Source organism: Nocardia sp. NPDC050435 (assembly GCF_040655395.1).
In the GTDB taxonomy this organism is placed as follows: domain Bacteria; phylum Actinomycetota; class Actinomycetes; order Mycobacteriales; family Mycobacteriaceae; genus Nocardia.
This window is the reverse complement of sequence record NZ_JBFAJW010000007.1, coordinates 93,463-113,189: the sequence shown is the minus strand read 5'-3', so window position 1 is coordinate 113,189 and position 19,727 is coordinate 93,463. Positions and strand designations below refer to the sequence as shown.

1 protein-coding gene (running past one end of the window) is annotated in these 19,727 nt (G+C 68.1%); it reads right to left on the bottom strand.

Annotation, left to right across the window (positions count from 1 at the left end; translation table 11 throughout):
• Positions 1-19,727, bottom strand: the beginning of a protein-coding gene (locus AB0I43_RS22190; protein ID WP_357432612.1) for a sigma factor-like helix-turn-helix DNA-binding protein. It extends 28,489 nt beyond the left edge of the window; 19,727 of the gene's 48,216 nt are visible here — the first part of the coding sequence; its start codon is at positions 19,725-19,727; the stop codon falls past the left edge of the window.

The window sequence follows — 19,727 nt, the reverse complement described above, 5'->3', positions numbered from 1 at the left end:
TGTGTGCCGTCGGCGTTTTCGCCGACATAGTGCAGGGCGACCGCGTGTCCGATGGCACCGTGGCGATCCGGTTCACCGCGCCGTTCGATCACATAGGCCGTGGTGCCCGGGCCCGCGTCGATCATGCCCTGCACCAGGCGCGCGTGCCCGCTGAGCTGGGAATCGGTCACGAACCCCTGCAACGGTGCGCCATTGAGCGTCGGCAGCACATCGCTGAAGCGCACGCCCGCCATGGACGGTTCCAGCAGGTCGGCGTCGGTGACCACCTGCTGCTGCGCCTCGTTCACGAAATGACCGGCCAGCGGCACGCAGTTGTTGTCGTGCTGGTCGAGGGTGAACCGCCGCGGCGCCGAGGTGCCGTCACCGAGGGAGACGACGCTGACATCGAGCACTTGGCCGCCGGGCGCACCGGTGACCCGGCCAACGACCTGCACCGAATTGCGGGCGATACCGTGGTCGCCACGGTAGCTGTGGGTCGCGTTGGAGACCAACTCGGTCACTTCGGTCAGCGCCGCGTCGATCTTGGCTTGCGGCCAACCGCGCATGATGATGCGCAGGTTGGCGCGGATGTCGTGCAGTCCCTGCACGCCGTAGTTCGGTTCGGAGTGGAAGTAGCCGGTGCGTGCCGGGTCGTTGACGTTCGGATCCAACTCCGAGGTGAACCCGAGCGGGTCGGGTCGGCGGCCGGTCATCCGCTGCCACCACGTGCGCTTGACTTCCAAATGCGGGCGATTCGCGCCCCAGTTCAAGCCCGCCTCGATCGCAGCGGCATGCGCTTGCTGTCCGGTCGCACCGGGGTGCCGGGCCAGGAACTCGATCTCGTAGCGAGCTGCTTCGAGCGCGATTATGTCCTCGCGCAACGGCTTTCCGGCGATCAACCGCTTCCACATGGCAGCGACGTCATGGTTGGGCAGGATCTCGGAGTTGCGCATCAGGTAGTCGCGGATGCGCTGCAAGATCGCGACGACTTCTTGCTCGGAACGGACTTTACCTGTGTCGTCCTTCAGCCAGGTGGACCCGTCCGGGTTCTTCGGCACCGTCGAACCCTTGGGGTCGACGTCCCACGCGCCGTCCTTGCCGCGCACGAGACGCTTGGGGTCGCCACCGGAGTATGCGTCCGGGTTCGCGATCGCGTGCTTCGCGATATCGGCGATGTAGCTGTCGCCCTCGACCCGATTGCGCTCGAAGGCCGCGTAGTCGACCTCGGTCTGCTTCCGGATCGTCTCTCGCGCGGCCTCGTTGGCGGCCCACCGCTCGGCAAGACCCTCAGGGATTTCGACGCTCTGGCCGGTGTAGGGGATGGTGGCGGTGCCGTCGAGCCGACCCTGCTCGGCATTGTGGGTCGGGCGAGCGATCTCCGGGTTGTGCAGTGGCATCGGGTCCGGCTGTGCGTCGTCGAACCAGCCGTATTTGTGGCGGCCGCGTGCCAGCGGCACCAGCTGCAACCACTGTCCGTTGCGGATCGCCGGAATCCACTGCTCCGCTTCGAGGATCGCGGCAGTCAGCCCCTCGTGGTTGCGGACGAAGTCGGCGGACAACGGCACCTGCACCGACTTGAACTTGGTGACGCCGGGCAGCCACTTCGTCGCGGTCAGTACGGTCCGGCCGATCCACGGCCGGTTGTGCAGCAGATTCTTGGTCCAGCGGTGGCCCGGAATCCGCTCCAGGATGCCCGTGAACCAGATGCGGAGGTGGAACAGATTGAGCCCGACGTCGGAGGTCCACGCGTCCAGGCCCTCGGTGTTGATGTAGACGCCGTTGCCCAGCGGCAGGTTCGGCGCGAGCAGGAAGCCCGGCACCTCGTGCGGGCCGAACTCGTGCAGCGGCGCGAGCATCTTGTCGAAGCTCGGCACGATCGAGACCTTGAGCAGGAACGGAGGCTGCGGTTCGGTCCAGCGTTCCTTCTCCCACTTACGGGCGTGCTTTTTCGGATCCCACGTGGACTTCTTGGGAGTCAGCTTGTTCGGATCCGGCAGTGAGCCCGCGCGAGCGGTCAACTCCGCTTTCGTGGAAGGCAGGTCGACAGCACCCTGGTAACGACCGTCGGCGTCGACCGTGAACTGGGCGAACCGCACGGTCAGAGGCAGTTCACCCCCATCGGCCATGCGCAGCAGCATGTCCAGCTCGTGGAACGGCGGGAGTTGCGCCTGCAACGCCTGCCGGTAGGACGCGGTGTCCGTGCCGGTACCGACCACCACGATCTCGGCATCACCGAACAGCGGGGCCGGCCGCACCGCGGGCCGCACATCCGCGGCATCGGGGACTGTCTGCTCCCGCGCCGGTCGCGGCGCGGGACGCACACCCACGCGATCGGCGATCGGTAGCAAGCCCTGGGCGTCGAGCGCGTCGAGCGCTGCCTGGCGCTCCGCCAGCCGAACCAGGTCTGCCTCGGCCCGCTCCAAGCGAGTCAGGGTGTCGCGTACCAGGTTCAGCTCTCGTGCCCCCGGCTCGAGTGCCCGCCCGTAGCGCGGATTCACCTGTTGCACATCGGCGATCCCGAAGACTCGCGCGAGCGAGTCCCGGGCGCGCACCCCGGCTTCGAGGTCTTCGACCAACGCGTCGTGCACCTCTTGCAGGTCCCCGGGCGGCAACTTCTCGACCAGCTTGCTGTGCGCGATCTCCAGCTTGATCAGTGCCTGTTCCGCCTCGGCCAGCTTCACCTTGGCGGTGCCCATGTCGAACCGGCGGTTCAACGCGGAGGCGTGCGAGTCGAACTTGGTATCTACGACATCGCGCAGAGCAGCCCTGAGCTTGTCGACTGTCTGCTGCCCGCGCTCGATCTGTCCCTCTAGGGTGCGCAGGGTTTCCTGCGCGATCCCGACTCGATCGAGCAACTGCGCCGCACCATCGATGTTCTCGACCAGATCGACGTAGTCGTGGACCTGTGCGATTTCGATGTCACCACCGAGCCGGGCGACCAAACGCGCACGCAGGCTATCGATCTCGGCCTTGATGTCCTGCCGCGCCCGATCGATCGCGGCCTGTTGCGACTGGACCGCACTGGAGCGCGCCGATTCCGCTGCGGCGAGTGCGGCATCCGCTTCCCCGGTGCGTTGCAGCGCTTCGGTTTCCAGCCGCAGCGCACGCTCATGCAGCCCGTCGGTGCGCGCCTGCTGCGCCTGCCTTTGCAACTCCGCCGCCGCGGTGCGAGCGGTGTCCTGCTGGGTCAGCGCATCGACCATCGCCTCGCGCGCCCGCCCGATCTCGGCGACGGGTGGGGCGTGCGCGGGCGGTTGCCGGTTGGCGGGGACCGGTGAGTTCTGGTCCGGCGTCTGACCGATACGCAACCCGCCGTCGGGCTGGGCGGCGTCGCGGAACCCGACATCGACGACCTGGCCGCCCTTCCACACAACCGCCCAGGTCGCAGCATTGCCCTCCAAAGAGCCGCCGGTCAAGGCTGCCAGCGAGATCGGCTCCTGCTCGGCGTCGAGGAACCAGGCCATGCCGTCACTGTCGGTGTTCCGGTAGGTCACCGCCACACCGTCGACCTCGAAGGTGTTGCCCTCCAGGTACTTCAACGCATACGAGTGCGCGCCGACGCCGCGCTGATCGGCGGTCTGGCGCTGGTCCAGCACCCAGGCGATCGCACCGGGGCCGACTTGTCTCAGGCTCTGCACCAGATTCGCGTGTCCGGAACGCATTTCGCCGTTGAAGCCCGCTACCTGTGCGCCGTTCAGGAAGCCCTGCACGCTCGACCACGCCCGCCCTGCCAGACCACGCTGTGGTAGCGGCACAGTGACGACATCCGGCTCCCCGTCCGTGTGCTGGTCTCTGGCCACCACACTCAAGGAGTCCTCGACACAAGTGTTAATCGCTGCCCGCTGGGTAACCGACGCCGTGTCGTCGGTCAGCAGCTCGTCGGTCAGCTGCAGCTGAGGGAAATCGCGTCCTAGCAGCGGTAGCAGGAACCCGCCGACCCGCATCGCGATGTTCGCCCCCGAACCCTGCCGATCGGGATCCACATCGAGCGCCAGCAGCGCCTGCGCCAGCTCGTTGGTGGGCGCGATGGCCTCCCCCGCCGCTCGCACCTTCACGAAGCCCGGGCAGACGCCTCGACGGTCCTCTTTGAGGGTCTGTTTCGACTCCCCGGTGATCGACACCGCGACGATCGTCTTGCTCACCTGGTCGAAAGTGAACGAGAACTGCGGTGGGTTGCGCGGCGCGGTGAACTCGCCCAGCGTCGTGAACGTGACGCCGGCCATCGTGGAGAATTTGGTGGCGAACTGCAGTACTGCGTGCTGGATCGACGCCCACGACCAGCCTTGTAGCTGGTCGGCGTGCTCGGCCAGGCTGGCCAGATAGCCGCGCAGCACGATGGCCACGCTACCCATATTGGTCGCTGCGCTCAGCACCGTCTTGTCGCCCGGCACGTAGACGTCGTCCACCGAGTGCGCGGGCAGATCGAGCTCGGCTCGCCGGTCCGGCGGAATGCTCTCCAGGATCGGGTTGCGCTGCCGCGAGCGCTCGTCTTTTATCGCCGCCAGGTCCTGCCACACCGGTTGGTCCATCGCCGGCCACACCGAGGTCAGGTGCTCGACCGCAGCCTGTGCGAACGCATGCTCGCCACTATCCCGGGCGTATCCGTCCTGACCGTGCATGACGTAGTCGTTGTCCAGCCACGACGCGTAGTATCCCGGCTCGACATTCGAGAAGTCCGCCCGCAGCGCCGCGCTCACCCGGTCGGGGTGGTTCATCAGTTCCTGCAGCGCGGTCTCGGTCAGCTTGTACTGCAGGACACCTGACGCGATCGAGCGTTCCAGCGAAAGCCGCAGATAGGCAAGCTGATCCGCGGGGAAGATATCAGCGATCGGCGTAGCCGGCGCGCCCGGCTTGAGCTTCAGTTCCAGTTCGGTGGCGGCGAATCGTGCGCCGATCTCCGCGATGATCTTCCGCGCCTGCGTCGGATCGGCCATCACCCGCGATTGGCCCTCGATGGTCAGCGAACGAATCAACGACACCGCGGTACGCGGCATTTTCGCCGAAGTCACCCAGGTGTCGGCGACCTCCGGTCCCACTGGGCCGGCCGAGGCGACCTCGTCCTGTTGCTGTTGTTCTCCCTCCGACTCGTTCGAGTTCGATCCGACATAGGCGTCGTCGTCGAGCAGCGTCGCGTCCACGTCGCCGGTGTCCAGCGTGATCGCCTGACCGCCCTGCCAGGTAGCCGCCCACAGCGCTACCGCGCCGCCCCGGCTACCGCCGGTCAGCTCCGTCAGCGTCACCCGGTTGGCCGGCACCACCGTCGCGCGGATCTCCCAGTGCCCGTGGTTGCCGCGATCGATCACTCGATCGATGCGCACTTCCAGACCGCGGGCTGCCAGTATTTCGGGGAGGAACCCCTTGGCCGACCCGAGGTCGCCCAGATACAGCGCCGGCGTTCCCTCGGGCACGATCAGTTCGACGTGGTAGCGCAATCCGTCCATCTGCAGCGCGGGACCGATGATGCCGGAAAGGAATCCGGCCAGCGGCTGCTGGGTGCCGAGCATGGTTTCGGGTGCGACGCCGAAGGGGTTGGTCGCGGAGCTGTAGGTCAGCATGACCGACTCGGGCATCGGGGTGCGCCGGGTCAGGCTGTCGAGCATCTCGATGGCCCGTGTGATCTCCGGCGTCGCTTCCTGCTGCCCGCGCAGCACGGCATCCACATCGGCTTCCGACGGCCAGCCCAGCGCCTGCGCCGCCCGGTCACCCTTCAGCGCCAGCACCAGGTTGCGCTCATCCTCGCTGAGTGAACCCAGGGTCTCCGACCAGTTACGGGCGCCGAAGTTCTTGGCCGCGGTGAAGTCCATGACGAGTTCGTCGCCGTCGTGCTGGAAACGAACGGGCTCCGCCGGGGCGGCGGGCTGCTCGCTGCGACTCGGAACAAACCATTCCTGGCCGTTCTCGTCGATTCCGCGCAACGTGTATCGCTTGCCGTTGACCTTGAAATCGTTTGTGCCATCGGCATTCTCACCGATATAGGTCACAGCGAAGGCATGGCCGATCCCGCCGTGACGGTCCGGGTTTCCGCGCTGTTCGATGGCATAGGCGGACGAACCGGGACCCGCGGCGATCAAGCCTTGGAGCAGGCGGGCGTGGCCGGTGGCGGTGTCACCGAAGGCGAAGCCCTGGATCGGGGCGCCCTGCATGGCCGAGCGCACCTCGGAGAACTGGACGCCCGCCAGCGAGTCCGGGTTGAGCAGATGCGCCCAGGTGACATCCCCCTGATCTGCGCGCAAATGCCCGCCGGCTACCTGGACGCAGTTGGCCTCGTGCTCGTCGAAGGTGTGGGTCACCTCGCGGGTGAGGATGCCACCGCCGGCGCGCCGCACGGTGACCTCCAGCACGCGGGAGCCGGGGTCGCCGCTCACCTTCGCCGAGACGTGCACCTTGTGCAGGGCAAGAGTGTGGTCACCGCGGTAGGTACGCGCCGAAAGGCTTACCGCAGCGGTCATTTCGTTCTGGATCCGGGTGACCGTGGTGCTCGGCCAGCCCGTCAGCACAGCGGCGAGGTTTCGCTCGACCGCGCCCATCCCCTGCCGGCCGGGATCCAGGGTGAAGCCGAAACGGCCGGTCTTGGCCGGGTCCGCCGCGGCGACCTCCGGCTGGTAGGCGAAGGGGATGGTAGTCGCCTGGCGTCCGGTAAGCCGCGCCCACCAGCTGCGGCGCGCACGTTCCCCGGTGAGATGGGGGCGGTTGGCGTCCCAGTCGTAGCCGGCCGCGCGGGCGGCGGCGTGCGCGGCGGCCCAGTCTGCATCCGGGTTGACGGCCAGGAAGGTGTACTCGAACAACGCCGCTTCGAGGCCGATGATGTCCTCGCGCACCGGTTTACCGGCGGTGAGCCGGTTCCACATTTCGGCGACGTCGGGTATGCGGTTGAGTTCACCGCGCATCAGGTGATCACGCACCCGGCGCAGATTCTCCAGGACCTCCTGGCGCGGGCGCACATTGCCCTGAGCGTCGCGCAGCCAGGTCGAACCGTCGGCATGCTTGGCCAGCGTCTTACCGGTGGGGTCGACCGCCCAGGTGCCGTCCTTGGCACGGACCGGGCGCTTGGGATCGCCGCCGGAGTAGGCGTCCGGATTGGCGATCGCGTGATCGGCGATCCGGTGCAGCAGGCTGTCGCCATTGTCGGTGCGATCGAGTTCGTAACCGTCGTACTGGTTTTCGGTCCACTCCTGGTTGATCCGCCCCTGTTCGACCTGGGCGGTTTCCGGCGCGAGCTCGACTTCGGACAGCGGCAGCGTCTGGCTGGAGAAGATCGGTATCTCGGTGCCGTCCACCAGGTGCGAGGACAGCGGGCGGGCCGACGGGCGCACCGGGTCGTCCATGAGCGGTGCGGGCCGGTACTGGCCGTTGCCGAACCACGCGTAGGTGTGCATGCCACGCAGCAGCGGAACCAGGTGGATCCAGCGGCCCTTGCGAACCGACGGAACCCACTGTGTGACAGCGAGAATCGCTTTGGCGAGCGCGGGATGGCGCTGCATGAACTCCGGCGACAGCTCGACCTGGACCGGCTGCCCCGGTGCGGTATTGGCGGGCAGATGCAGGAATTTGGCGATCGCGAGGGCAGCTCGCCCGAAGAACGGACGGTTCTGTACGGCCTCTCGGGTCCACGGATGGGTGGCTATCCGCCCGCCGATGGCGACGATCTCGGTACGCACCTGGAAGACGCCCTCGCCGAGATCGGATTGGTAGACGTCGACATCCTGCGGTGTGGTGCGGAGTTCGGGCGAGAACGGCAGGTTCTGCGAATCGATCAGCTCGGACCGCTGCCCCGGGGCGTAGTCGTGCAGCGGCGCGACCACACCGTCGAAGAAGCCATCGGAGGAGTACTTGAGCAGGAACGGCGGCTGCTCGTACTCGAACTTGGCGCGTTCGCTCTTGCGCCGGTGTTTGCTGACCGCTTCCGGCGGCCCGGCCGAGGCCGTTTCGTCTCGGGTCGACGGCTGCGCCCCGGTCTCCGGCTGCACCAGCGCGAACTGGACGTCCAGGGGAAGTGTGCCCGACGCGGCGAGCTTCAGGACGGTCTCGGAGTCGAGATTGCGAGGCAGCACACGCTGGAGCGCTTGGCGGTAGCCCGCGGTGTTGGTGTCCGAGCCGACGACCACGATCTTGCGATACGGGAAGACCGGGTTGGGTTCATCGGCGAGCAACACGCCCACCCGATCCGATACCGGAATCAGGCCGAGGGAGTCCATGGCGATCAACTGGTAGCCGCGGGTGTCCAATCGGGCCGACCGCTCATCATCACGCCGCAGTTCGGTGACCGTTTCGCGCAGGGCGGCCACACGCCGGGCGCCGTCCGACAGCGGACCATCGTGGCGCGGATTCAGTTCCTGCGGGTCGATCACGCCGAAGCGCTCAGCGACCTGGCTGGCCACCTGTTGGACCTGGGCCAACTCCTCGGAAAGCTGACTCGCCCGCTCGGCGGCCGCTGCGTGGCGAGCAATCGAGTCGGCGTGCGACTCCTCCAGCACATTCAGCTCGAAGGACGCAATGCTGATGGCTCGCTCGGCGGTTCGCTGGGCATGCTGCCGCTGGGCGGGCGTGACCTCCTCGGACGGCTGCAGTGCCCGCTGTAATTCGAGCTGGAGGTCGCGAAGCTTCTCCCGGCCGGTCTCCAACTGACGTTCCTGGGCCACGCGCAGGTCACGGGTGTGCTGGCGAGCGACTCGGGCGCGTTCGAGATCCTGTGCGAGGGCGTCGCCGCGGTTGATCAGCTCGAGGTCGTTTCGGAACCGGGCAACGGCCTCGGCGTCGCCGAACTCTTCGATCAGACTGCTCTGCAACGCCTTACTGTGTTCCGCGACCGCCTGCTGCGCCGCGTCTATATTCGCCAGTTGCTGGTCGACGAACGCGCGGCGAAGTGCCTCCACGTGCTCGCGCAACGCCAAATCTTGCACCGAATGCGCCACGGCACGGTCCAGCAACTGCTGGATCTGGTCTGGTGTCATAGCCGCGGTCGGATCCGCGGCTCGGCGCTGCAACTTCGCGATCTCGGCGGCGAGGGCGCGCTGAGCCTCGTGGGCCTGGCGAATCTCGGCGAGGGCCTGCCTCGCGTCCACCGGCGGGCCGTTCGCCGGCGGCCGGGAGTGCGCGGGTTGCGGCGAGTTCTGGTCCGGGGTCTGTCCGATGCGCAGGTCGCTGTCGGGCTGTGCGGCGTTCGTGTCGCCGAAACCCTCGACCAGTTGACCGTTCGGCCCCCAGGCGATGGCCCAGGTGTGGCGTGTCTCGTCGCGACGGCCGCCGGTCAGGTCGGCCAGTGCCAGGTCCGCGCCCTCGAGGGTGGTGAACACCTCCAGGTTGGTCCGATCGGACTCGCTCTCGTTGTAGGTGACCAGTCGTCCGTCCACCTCGAACTGGTTGCCGCCCAGATACTTCACCGCGTAGGAGTGCGCGCCTACGCCATGCTGATCAACAGTCCAGCGCTGATCGAGGACCCACGCGACGCTTCCCGCACCCTGCGTCCGCAGCGCCGCGATGAAATTGGCATGGCCGCGTGCGTCACCGTTGTCGAAGGCGCCCGGCTGTGCGCCGCGCAGTGCCGTTCGGGCGGCATCCCAGCGCACGCCGGAAAGATTGCCTTGCACCGGGATCAGGAAGTCGACGACATCACCCAGGTAGGCGCGAAGGCGACTCAACGAGTCCGGGAAGCAGGTGTTGACAGCGGGCGGACCCGCCGGATCAATCTCGCCGGCGTAGTGATTCAGCAGTGCCTCGAGGGCATTGATCTCCGCGGCGGTCTGGCGCACCTCGGCGCGCAGCTCCTCGTGCAGCGCGGTCAGGGCCGCGGGATCGCGCACGAACAGTTCGGTGAACTTTTCCACCTTGAACTTGCCGAACGCGGCCTTGTACTGCGCGTCGCTCATGTTGTAGACGTCCGCGCCGTGCAGCCGGATCCAGTCCTGATCCGCCGCCGGAGTTCCCGGAACAGCGGTCGGCGGGACCGCCGCCAGCTGCCGCAGCAGCAGATCGACGTCGCCGACCAGGGCGGCCAGGTGCGCGGGTGCGTCGGCATGCCGGATCGTGGGGATGTCGTCGGCGACCCGCGGGTCCCGGGTGAACAGAGCCGGATCGGATTCGAGGCGCTGCAACAGCGCGTCGATATCCTTTGCCAGCTTGGGTTTTGCGGCTTTGAGGGCTTCCAGCGTCGACTTGGGGTCTGTCGCCAGCTCCGCGCGGCTCAGGTTCAACTTGTTCAGCGTCGTGTCGAGCTTGTGATAGGCGTCCAGGTCATGCATGACCCGCGCGTATTCGGCCAGCGCCTCGATCTGCACGGCTCGCACCTCATTGTCGAAGCGCAGCCGCTCCACGGTGGCATCGAGGTGAGCGGGAGTCAGATCGATCCGGCCGACCGGCAGGCGGCCCAGCAAATCGGTGATGGCGGAGTCGATTTCCGCACGCGACATGCGGGCCAGGTCCAGCCCTCCCGCACGCGCCCCGTCCGACGTGGGCTCGGTGACAGCCCGCCATGGGCTGTCCTCGTAACGGACCATGGTGACAGTGAGGTCGCGGCCGTCGAAATCGGTCGAGATGTGGCGGACCTCAGGCGATTCCACGGTCGCACTGAGAACCTTCCAGGTGCGGCCCTCCGCTTGGCCGGCAGCGTCCAGGACCGGCACCTCGCGCGGCCAGATCACCCGGTTTTCCACCTGCAGGGTGCCCGCGTTCAGTTCGGCGACCAGACTCGCATTGGCTGGATCCGCGAGCAGTTTCGCCAGTCGCGCATCGTGCTCGAGCGCGTTGTCGACGATGACCAGCGTGTCACCGATGCGCCCGACGCCCGGATGGTTGACCGGATCGATCAGCGAGCCGCCGTTGTCCCGCAGCCAGGCGTTGCGCGCGGTGTCGGTGATCGCTTCGGCGTAGTCGCCGAAATTGTCGCCCGCGGTGAGGAACCGCTCGGCCTGCTGTTCGAACGCAGCGACCTGCCGCTGCAGGTCGCTCAGGCGGGCGCGCAGCACCGCCTGCGTGTCCGGGCCGGCGGGATCGACGCCGAGGTGGTGCGCGCGTTGATCGAGCTCGGTCCGAATGTGGTGGCGGCGCAGCGCCTCCTCGTTGAACCGACGGCCGGCCGGTGTATCGCGGTGCGACAGGTCGTACCACATCCGGCCGGTCTGCATGTTGTTGTTCACACCGCTCCAGCGCAGCACACCGGTGCGGCCCTCGGCCGCGGCGACCTCGGCCGCGTACCGTTCCAGCGGGCTCGGGCGATTGACGACCGCAGCAGGCAGCAGATGCGACAGGTCGATAGCGGTCTGGAACGGGATATCCGCGTTCTCGGCCTCATATCGGGCCAGCGCCGCCTCGAACTTCTCGGTCGCAACCGCTTGGCGGACCAGCAGATACCGCGCCTGCTGAAGGGCGTTCTGCACCGATTCCGGGCTCAGATCAGGCAGTTCGAGCCCCGCCGGGAGCAGGGCGAGCAGGGCCTGCGCCTGGGCGTCCAGGCCGGCGGCTGCCCGCTCGAGCTCGGCTCCCCATTGTGCGAGTTCGCTCTGTACCTGCGCCGACGGTTCGTGCTCGTCGCGCGATGTGACCTGCGGCTCCAGCGAGGCATCGATGCCAGGCTGCGGCGCGGGCGCGGGAAGCTGCGGCCGCGGCGGCGGTTCCGCCAGGAACCGATCCTTGACCCCGCTGCGATCGAGGTATGCCTCGGTCTCGCGCAGCGACTTCGGATCCGCGTCCTCGCGGGTGTAATCGTAGACTTGGCCGGTTCGCGAGACGGGGCCGTGCGATTCCGCCGAGCCGACTCGGCCCCGCAGGAAGTTCCAGATCTTGGGCCAGTTGCGCTTCAGGTTCACGAGTTCGCGCGCGGTGAACGCCGGGTTGCCCTCGAAATTGATCAGGAAGTCGTTGCCGACCATGTGGCCGACACCCGCGACCGCCGCGGACTGCCCCTGCGGGACATACTCGGACGGCGGGTGCACCGGGTTCGTGACATCACGCTGCATCATGCGCGCGCGGGCTCGCTGGAAACGGGTCAGCGGTCGCGCGGACGCGGCGGCAACCTCGGTGGTGGGCAGTTCCGGCGCGGACAGACGTTCGGCGGGCTGTACCCGCCAACCGCCAGAACCGTCCGGTGTCAGCCGGACCGGGATCCGCTCCCCGCCGACCTCCAAGTCGATCCGTACCGGCGCGCCCGGCGTCGCGCTCGACTGCATCACCTGGGTGACATCGGCCAGATCGGCGACCGCCTGCGCTCGGGCCAGGGTTTCGGCCCGCAACCTCGCCAGCGTGTCATCCCGATTCGCCGCCGCCAGGCCGTCGGCGGGGACCTCGAGCAGTCGTTTCCACTCTTCGAGAATTGTCTCGATCCCCGCCGGCTGATCCGCATCCAATGCGACTCGCTCGGCAGTCTCGAACCGCACCAGCGCGCGGTCGAGCGCTTCGATCGCGCCGGCCCGCAACAGGATTCGATAGCGCTGCTGGGCCACGGTTGCGGCCAGATTCGCCGGATCACGCTGGGCGGTATCGAGATTCAGCTGATCAGCAAGCGAATCGTGCACCTGCTGCAAAGTCAGCGGACGCGGCGCGTCGGTCCGGGGCGGCGGCGACTGGAGCGGCCCGGCTATCGCGTCGGGGTTCATGATCGGCAGCGGCTGCACGGCTTGGTCCTCCGGTACCCGGCCGGTATCGCGCAGGAAGGCTTCGCTCGCGTCGCGCTGAGCGAGGAACTCCGCCTGAGTGTTCGGGTCGATATTGTTCAGGTCGACGGGGTATCGCCAGTAGCGCTCGCCGGGGAACTGCTCGGCGGCAGTCAATGTTGCGAAGTTCGTGGGGAACAGCATGTGCTCGTTCGCCCGGCCGGTCGGCGAGGTGTCGAGGAACCCGCGCACCGCCGCCATCTGTGCCAGCTCCTGCAGGGCGGCTGGCGGGTCCGGGAGTGCCCCCAGTGTGTCCGAGAGACCCAGCCGCTCGGACAAGGCCTGTGTGAAGGCTGAGGCCGGCTGCGTGGGTCGGTTCTGTTGATCCGGTGCCACATTCAAGTGGGGAGTTTCGGAGAAGAACCGTCCCGCCTGATGGACCGGATCGTTGGACCGCCGCACCGCCGACGGATCCTGCCCGATGCGCAACTCGGCATCCGGCATCGGCCCGGCATCGCCGAGGTTCGGAACATGGGCATTGTTCTGGAAGAAGCTCGCCCAGGTGGCGTCGGTCTCTTCCGGCGTGGATCCGGTCAGTTCGGCCAGTGACGTCGGTTCGGCGTCGGGGTCGGTGTCCTCGCTCAAATCGACCAGCTGCTCTTGGCCGTTCTCATCGACGCCGGTGAGCAGCACCAGCTTGCCGTCGACGTTGAAGAGATCGTTGCCCAGGTAGGTCACCGTCGTCTGGTGGGCGCCGACACCGAAATCGTCGACCGTGGTGCGTCGATCGATCATGACTGCCGACGCTCCCGCGTCCAGTCCGCGCAGGATACTCAGCAGGTTCGCGTGGGCGCTGCGGTCAGCGGTCGGCAGGATCGCGGCCGGTTGCGCGTCGCCGAAGTGCGCTGATACGTCGCTCCAGGAGACACCGCTGAGCCGACCAGGATCGACGGTGAACGACCCGAGCACCCCGGGGTGCCGCACCGCCAGCAGCTCGAAAGACCTGGTCACACAATGGTTGATCGGCACTCCGCCCGTGGGCAGACGGTAGTACGGGTCCGCCAGCGCTTCCAAGGCGCCGATATCGGCGGCGGTCTGGCGCACCTCGGCGCGAATCTCGGCCAGCACCGCGTCGATCTTCGCGATGGTGGCGTTCTCGATCCCCAGCAGACGCGATTGGTCGCCGTCGGGGTCCGTCCGGCTGTCCGGCTGACCGGCCTGGCCCTGCAGATCGGCGAGATCCGCGGTCAGCTGAGCCAACTGGTCGTCGACGTCCGCGCCCGGTTGCTCGTTCACACGCAACCGGGCGAGGTCGGCGAGAGCTTCGATGCGGACCGCGCGCAGGGAATTGGCGGTGTGGGCGGCACCCAGGACGGCCTCGACCCGCTCCGGAGCCAGGCTCGTGAGGGGTACGCCGAGACGAGAGGCGGTCTCCTCGACCCGGGCGACTAGCTCCGCGGTCGAGAAAGCGGCCGGATCGGGTACGCGGCTCGCCGGACGCTGCTGCGTGCGCACCGCCCGCGCGGCGTCGGCCAGATCGACCAGGGCGACGGCGCGGGCCAGCGTGTTGTCGCGCAGCCGCGTCAGGCTCGCGTCGACCTGCCCCGGCTCCAGTTCGCTCGACTGGAGTTGCAGCAAACCGGCCCAATGGTCCGCGAGCTCGGTGAGATCCGCCCGTTGGCGGGCATCGGTTGCGGTATCGAGTCGAGCGAGCGTCGTGGCGAGCGCCTCGATCGCGCCGGCCCGCAACATCGTCCGGAACCGTTCGGCGGCAATGGTTTCCGCGAGATTCGTCGCGGTTACCCGATCGGGCGGCAAGTTCAGCTGACGCAGCAGTTGCACCTGCGCCAATCCCGCCGGCAGTGGTTGCTGGGTAGAGGAATTCGACCAGGCGGGGCCCAGCGCGGGCGCGATCGCCTCGGGCGCGGCCATCGGCCGCGTCGGCGCCGCCGCCTCGGGATCCGCGTAGTCACGCTCACCCAGCCGCCGCTCCTCCGGACTCAACGGGCCGAAGTCGTCGCGGTTCATCGGCTCACCCAAATTGCCGACGAGCGGCGTGGGATCGAAGAATCCCCGCGCCCAGGCCTTTTGAGCCAGCTCCGCCAAAACGACGTGCGGATCCGAGAGGCTCGACAGCGAGTCACCGAGACCGAGCGCCGCGGAGAGCTCGGCGAGGCGGGCGCGGTCGGCGTCCGTCAGCGGGGCCTGTTCGCCGGTCGAAGTCCGGGCCGGTGACGACTGGTCATCCGGATCGACCGGCTGCGGCGCATCCGGCTCGGGTTGGGCAGCGGGCTGCGCCTCCGGGTCGGTGGGTGCCGGCTGCGCGCTCGGTTCAGATTCGGGGTCAGGCCGCATGCCTGCTTCGGGCGTCTGCCGGGCATCCGGATCGTCCGGCTCGGGCTGCGCGTTCGGATCCTGGTTCTGGTCCGCCGGCTCGGGAGCCGCCTCCGGATCCCGAGCGGGATCATCGGCGTCGCGGGTATCCGCTTCCTCCCGCCGGCGTTGTTCGTCCAGGAACCGCCGCACGTCGCGCATCCGGTCCTGCGCCGCCGTGTCCTCGCCGATCCGGCGCGGCCGGTCCGGCCCCTCGTCCTCGTCGTCGTGGCCCTGGGTCGCGGCACCCACGGCCAGCGGACGCGTCGCCAGCGGGCGCACGGAATTACCGTTCGCGTCGTAGACCATCACCCAGGTCTTGTCGGCCTCGGGCGCCGTGCGCGGGTCGAATTCGAAGGGGACGAAGGGATCCGCGTCCGGATCGCGGCGATCGGCATAGGGGTCGTCGACCATGACCTTGCCGGTGTCGCGGTCGTAGTACATGACGAACGCGTGCGAATCGACGCCGTGTTCATCAGCGGGGCCAGGCCGCTTGATGATGACGATGGCCGCCGACTTGCCCTTCATGTACTTCAGCGCTTCGGCGACCGCCGCCTGTGGCGACTTCCGTTTTCCGGCCTTGACCTCGGTCATCTGAGCATCTGCGTGGCGCTCGAGCTCGCGCCCGTTCATGCCTTCGACGCCGACGTCGGTGGCGAGGGTGATGTCGGGATTGCCGGTGCGCGCCCGCGCCGCGTACAGCGCCTGCTCGGAGCAACCGTTGGTGGCGAGCGGCGGGCGGTCGGTGTCCGGGAACGCCCAGTTGTCGGGCGCTTCGAATTCGGTGGTGCCCGCGGCGATGGTCTCCAGCCGGTACATCCGATCGACCGGAACCCCGTTGTCCGGCGGCTTTCCGCCCGTGGTCTCCGGCTCGTTGAACTGGCGGAACAGCCCGTTGGCGCGATCCTGGACATGCACGGCCACACCGTCGCCGAAGTGGTTCTTCCGGATCATCGGATCGTCTTCTTCGCCGGAGAAGCCGATCAGCACGACATCGTCGACCACCCGCTCCAGCCGGCCCTTGTGGCCGGACGACTCGACGACGTCGACGCCGTAGCCCCGCGCGATGATCTTGTTCGAAACTTCCGGCGCCGCCTGGTTGTTCGCCTCGCGAATCTCGTTGAGCGCCTTGCGCGTCGCGTTGAAAGCCGCCAGGTCCCGGGCGAGCAGCTTGCCACCCTGGCGGGCGTGCCAGGTGACCATCGACTGCCCCTTGCCGGGCGTGTTGTAACCGATCCAGGCGATCGAGGCTGCCGACTGGCCGGTCCGTAGTCGACCGGTGGTGTCTTGGTACTGGCTGACCATCTGGCCGACGACATCGCCGACATTGGCCAGCGAAGCGTCCCGGCCGGGGACGTGCCAGGCCAGCTGAGTCGCGGTATCGACATCGCCCATCGCGATGGCGGCCCGGCCCGCGCCGCCGAAAGCGGTGGAATCGAAGGCCAGCACGTAGACCGGCGCGTTCGATCCGCTGATCAGCGCCGAAGCTTGCGCCAGTGCCAGCGCCTGATCGGTACGCAGGAGGTTCACCAGCTGCTGGTGCGAGGCGCTGTTCAGTTTGCTCTTCGAAACAAGCGTGTCGAGATCGGACTTGATCCGCTTGAGTGTCTTGGCGTGCTCACGACGTTGCTCGGCGATCTGGTTCTTGGATTCGGCCAGTTCCTCCTTGATCTTGCGGCGCGCTTCGGCTTTGTCCGCTCGGCTGGCATCGGGGTCGACGGTGGTCTGGGATTGCGGGCGAGCGGCTTTCGCGCGCGCCAACTCCAGCTCCGCCTGCCGGCGGCGGCTCACAAGGTCCTGGACCTGCTGCCGCTGGTCGGCGTCGAAACCGCTGCGATCGAGCAAATCATTGGTTTCCCTGGTGATCTGGACTCGGTTCGCGGTATCGACATCCGGCGCCGGGATACCCGGAGCGTTGCCGATCGAGGCCGGATGCACCTGCATCAGAGCCTGCTGCTGCTCCCGGGTGAGTTTGTTCCAGCGCTCGGAGTTCTTCTTGGCCAGGGCTTCTGCTTCGGCGGGCGTGGCCTTGGAGTCGAGCTGGAAGTCCGAAGGCTTCGGTTTGCCTTCGAGGCTGTCGAGAGCGGCCTCGGCCGTGGCGAGCTCCGCGTCGGTGGGTGCGCGGTTGCCGTCTGGGCGGAGGGAGGTGTCCTCCGGTGTGTCGGTGTCGTCGCTCGGGTCGGACGGTGTCGAATCATCCGGTTCCGCAGGGGTTTCCGGATCCGTGTCGGAGTCCTGGTCGGGGTTGGACTCGGAATCCTGGTCAGCGTCCGGGTTCTGGTCGGCGTCGGGGTCCTGATTCGTGTCGGTGCTCGGGCGCGCGGGTGCGGGCGGCGTGGGCGGCGGCGGAGGCGGCGGAACCAGCGCGGCGTCGTCGTCGGCGTCGGTCCGCGAATCCTGATCGCCCTCCGGCTGAGTGGCCGAGTCTTCGTCAATGTCGGTGCGTCCAGCGTCAGCTTCGGGCCGCGCCGGCGCGTTTCGGTCACCGACCGGGGCGTTCTGCTCGCTATCGGTTTGTGCTGCGGGGTTCTCGTCGGTCTGGGGCGCAACCTGCTGCGTGCCCTCGCTCGGCTCCTGCGTCTCGGAGTCCGAGTGTCGCTCGGCGGAATTCCGTTGCGGCGCTTCAGAATCTGTCGCCTGCGTCTGCACCTGCCCGGCCTCGGGCGCGGACGACTGCGTGGAGCTGCCCGCGCGCGATTCGGGCGCGGACGGAGTCTCGATGTCCGGCACCGGCGTGGCGGTGCTGTCGATGACACCGGGAACCGAGGTGTCCGTCGCCGGCGGCACACCGGGGACGTTGGGCGTGGCGGGACGCCCGGCCCCCGGCTGGGCGGTACTGGATTGCCCGGGGCTCGGCTGGCTCGTACTCGACTGGCCTGCAGCGGGATTCGTAGAGCCGGTCCCCGTCGTGGACGACGTGCTGCTCGCGGGGCCGGTGCCGGCGGCGCCGGGCGTCGACGAGCCCGGCGTCGCCGCCCCGGAGGTGCCCGCCGGAGCGGAGGCGGTGCCTGTCGCCGCCGCGCCGGCGTCCGGATTCGATGTACCTGAAAGCCCAGTGGTGGAGGCGGTTTGGGGATCGCCGAGCGGCGTGCCGAACGCGTTGACGTCGCCGGGGTTGGTCACCGGACTTACCACACCCGCCAGCGCTCCGGGTTCGGCCGGGCTGACACCGGGGTCTGTCACACCAGCACCCGGGTCCGTGACGCCGGCCCCGGAATCCGAGACATCCGCGACCGGGCGGTCCGCCGCCGTGCTCGTATCGCCAGCCTGCGGTGCCGGATCTCCCTGATTCGCACCGGAACTCGACGCGTCGGTGTCGGCTGGTGCGGCTTCCGAACTCTGCTGCGCCGCTTGAGGACCGGCGGCGGGCTGCTGATTCGAGGTGTCCGCGGCGGCAGGCCCGGCCTGCGGTGCGTCCTGCGCGGGCGGTGGAGCCGTCTGGGTGGCGCCCGCGGAAGCGGCGGTGGTCCCCGGACTGTTGTCCCCGGAGCCGTTCTGGTTGCCGGTTCCGGGCTGGTTGCCATTGGTCGACTGATCACCAGTGCCGCCCTGGTCGCCCGTGCCCGGCTGGCTCCCGGTACCGCTCTGATCTCCGGTACCCGGCTGGCTCCCGGTACCGCTCTGGTCTCCGGTACCCGATTGATTCCCGGTCCCCGGCTGATTCCCGTTGGTGCTGGTTTCACCGGTGCCCGGGTTACCCGTGCCGTTGGTTGCCGGATCGGTGGCGCCGGTGTTCGCGGGATCGGTCCCCGGAGGCGCGGTGCCGTCCACCGCGCTTGTGTTCACGTTCATTCCGGCGTTCGGATCCCCTTGACCCGCACCGACATTGGGCGCACCTGCGAACTGCCGGTTGCCACGCAAGCTGGACGCTGCCGAGGGAATCGCACCCGAAAGACCGCCGCCGACAAAGGAATGCGGGGTCCATTCGCCGGTGAGCAGCGCGGCGGCGGTCGCACCGGCCAGACCGGCGCCGATGCCCACCGTCGCGCCGCCCATGGCCCGGGTCCAGCGGTTGCTGCTGTCCATCATTCGGTTCAGGCTCGGGATGTGGCCCATCCCGTAACCGGCGCCGCCGCCCACGGCACCAGCGGCGAAGGAGACGCCGACATTCTTGAGGTAGCCGCCCCAATCGAAGTCCTGTGACTTCAGGCCCTCCGCTTTGAGGATGTTATGGATCGCGGCTTCTTCGACCGTGCTCTGGAAGACCTCGACCAAGCCCTCCTGCATCATCTCGTAGACGACCTTGGAGATGACGGTGCGCGCCGCCTCGGACAGGAAGCGGCGGCCGATGATGCGGGCGATCGCGCTTTCCAGGATGCGGCCGATCACCCGGAACGCGGCTCTGGTGGCGGCGATCGCGCCAGCCTGCAGGCCCGGTGCGGCCGGGCCCGCGGCCAGCGCCCAGGCCAATTCGATGACGAGCCAGGCCAGCGCGAAAATCGCGCTCAGATGGTTGCTGTGCACCTCGCCGGTGAAGTCGTCCACGGCGACGGCCAAGTCGTCGAACGACTTGCCCATCAACTCGATCGAGCCGTGCTTGGGGTCGTTGCCGTGAATCACGCTCTGTAGAGCGGTGAAGATCTGCTCGCCACCGCAGCCCTGCGGGTAGGAGACGAGTACGGAGTTACTGGCGGTGTCGGCCTCGCTGATGGCGTAGTCGAGGATCTCTTGGCCGACCTCACGCAGAACCTCGGAGATCCCGTCGAGATCGTTGGGATCGATGTGTGTGATCTCGGCACCCGCGACCCACCCGACCCAGGCGAACTCCTCGGGGATATGCCAGTAACCCAT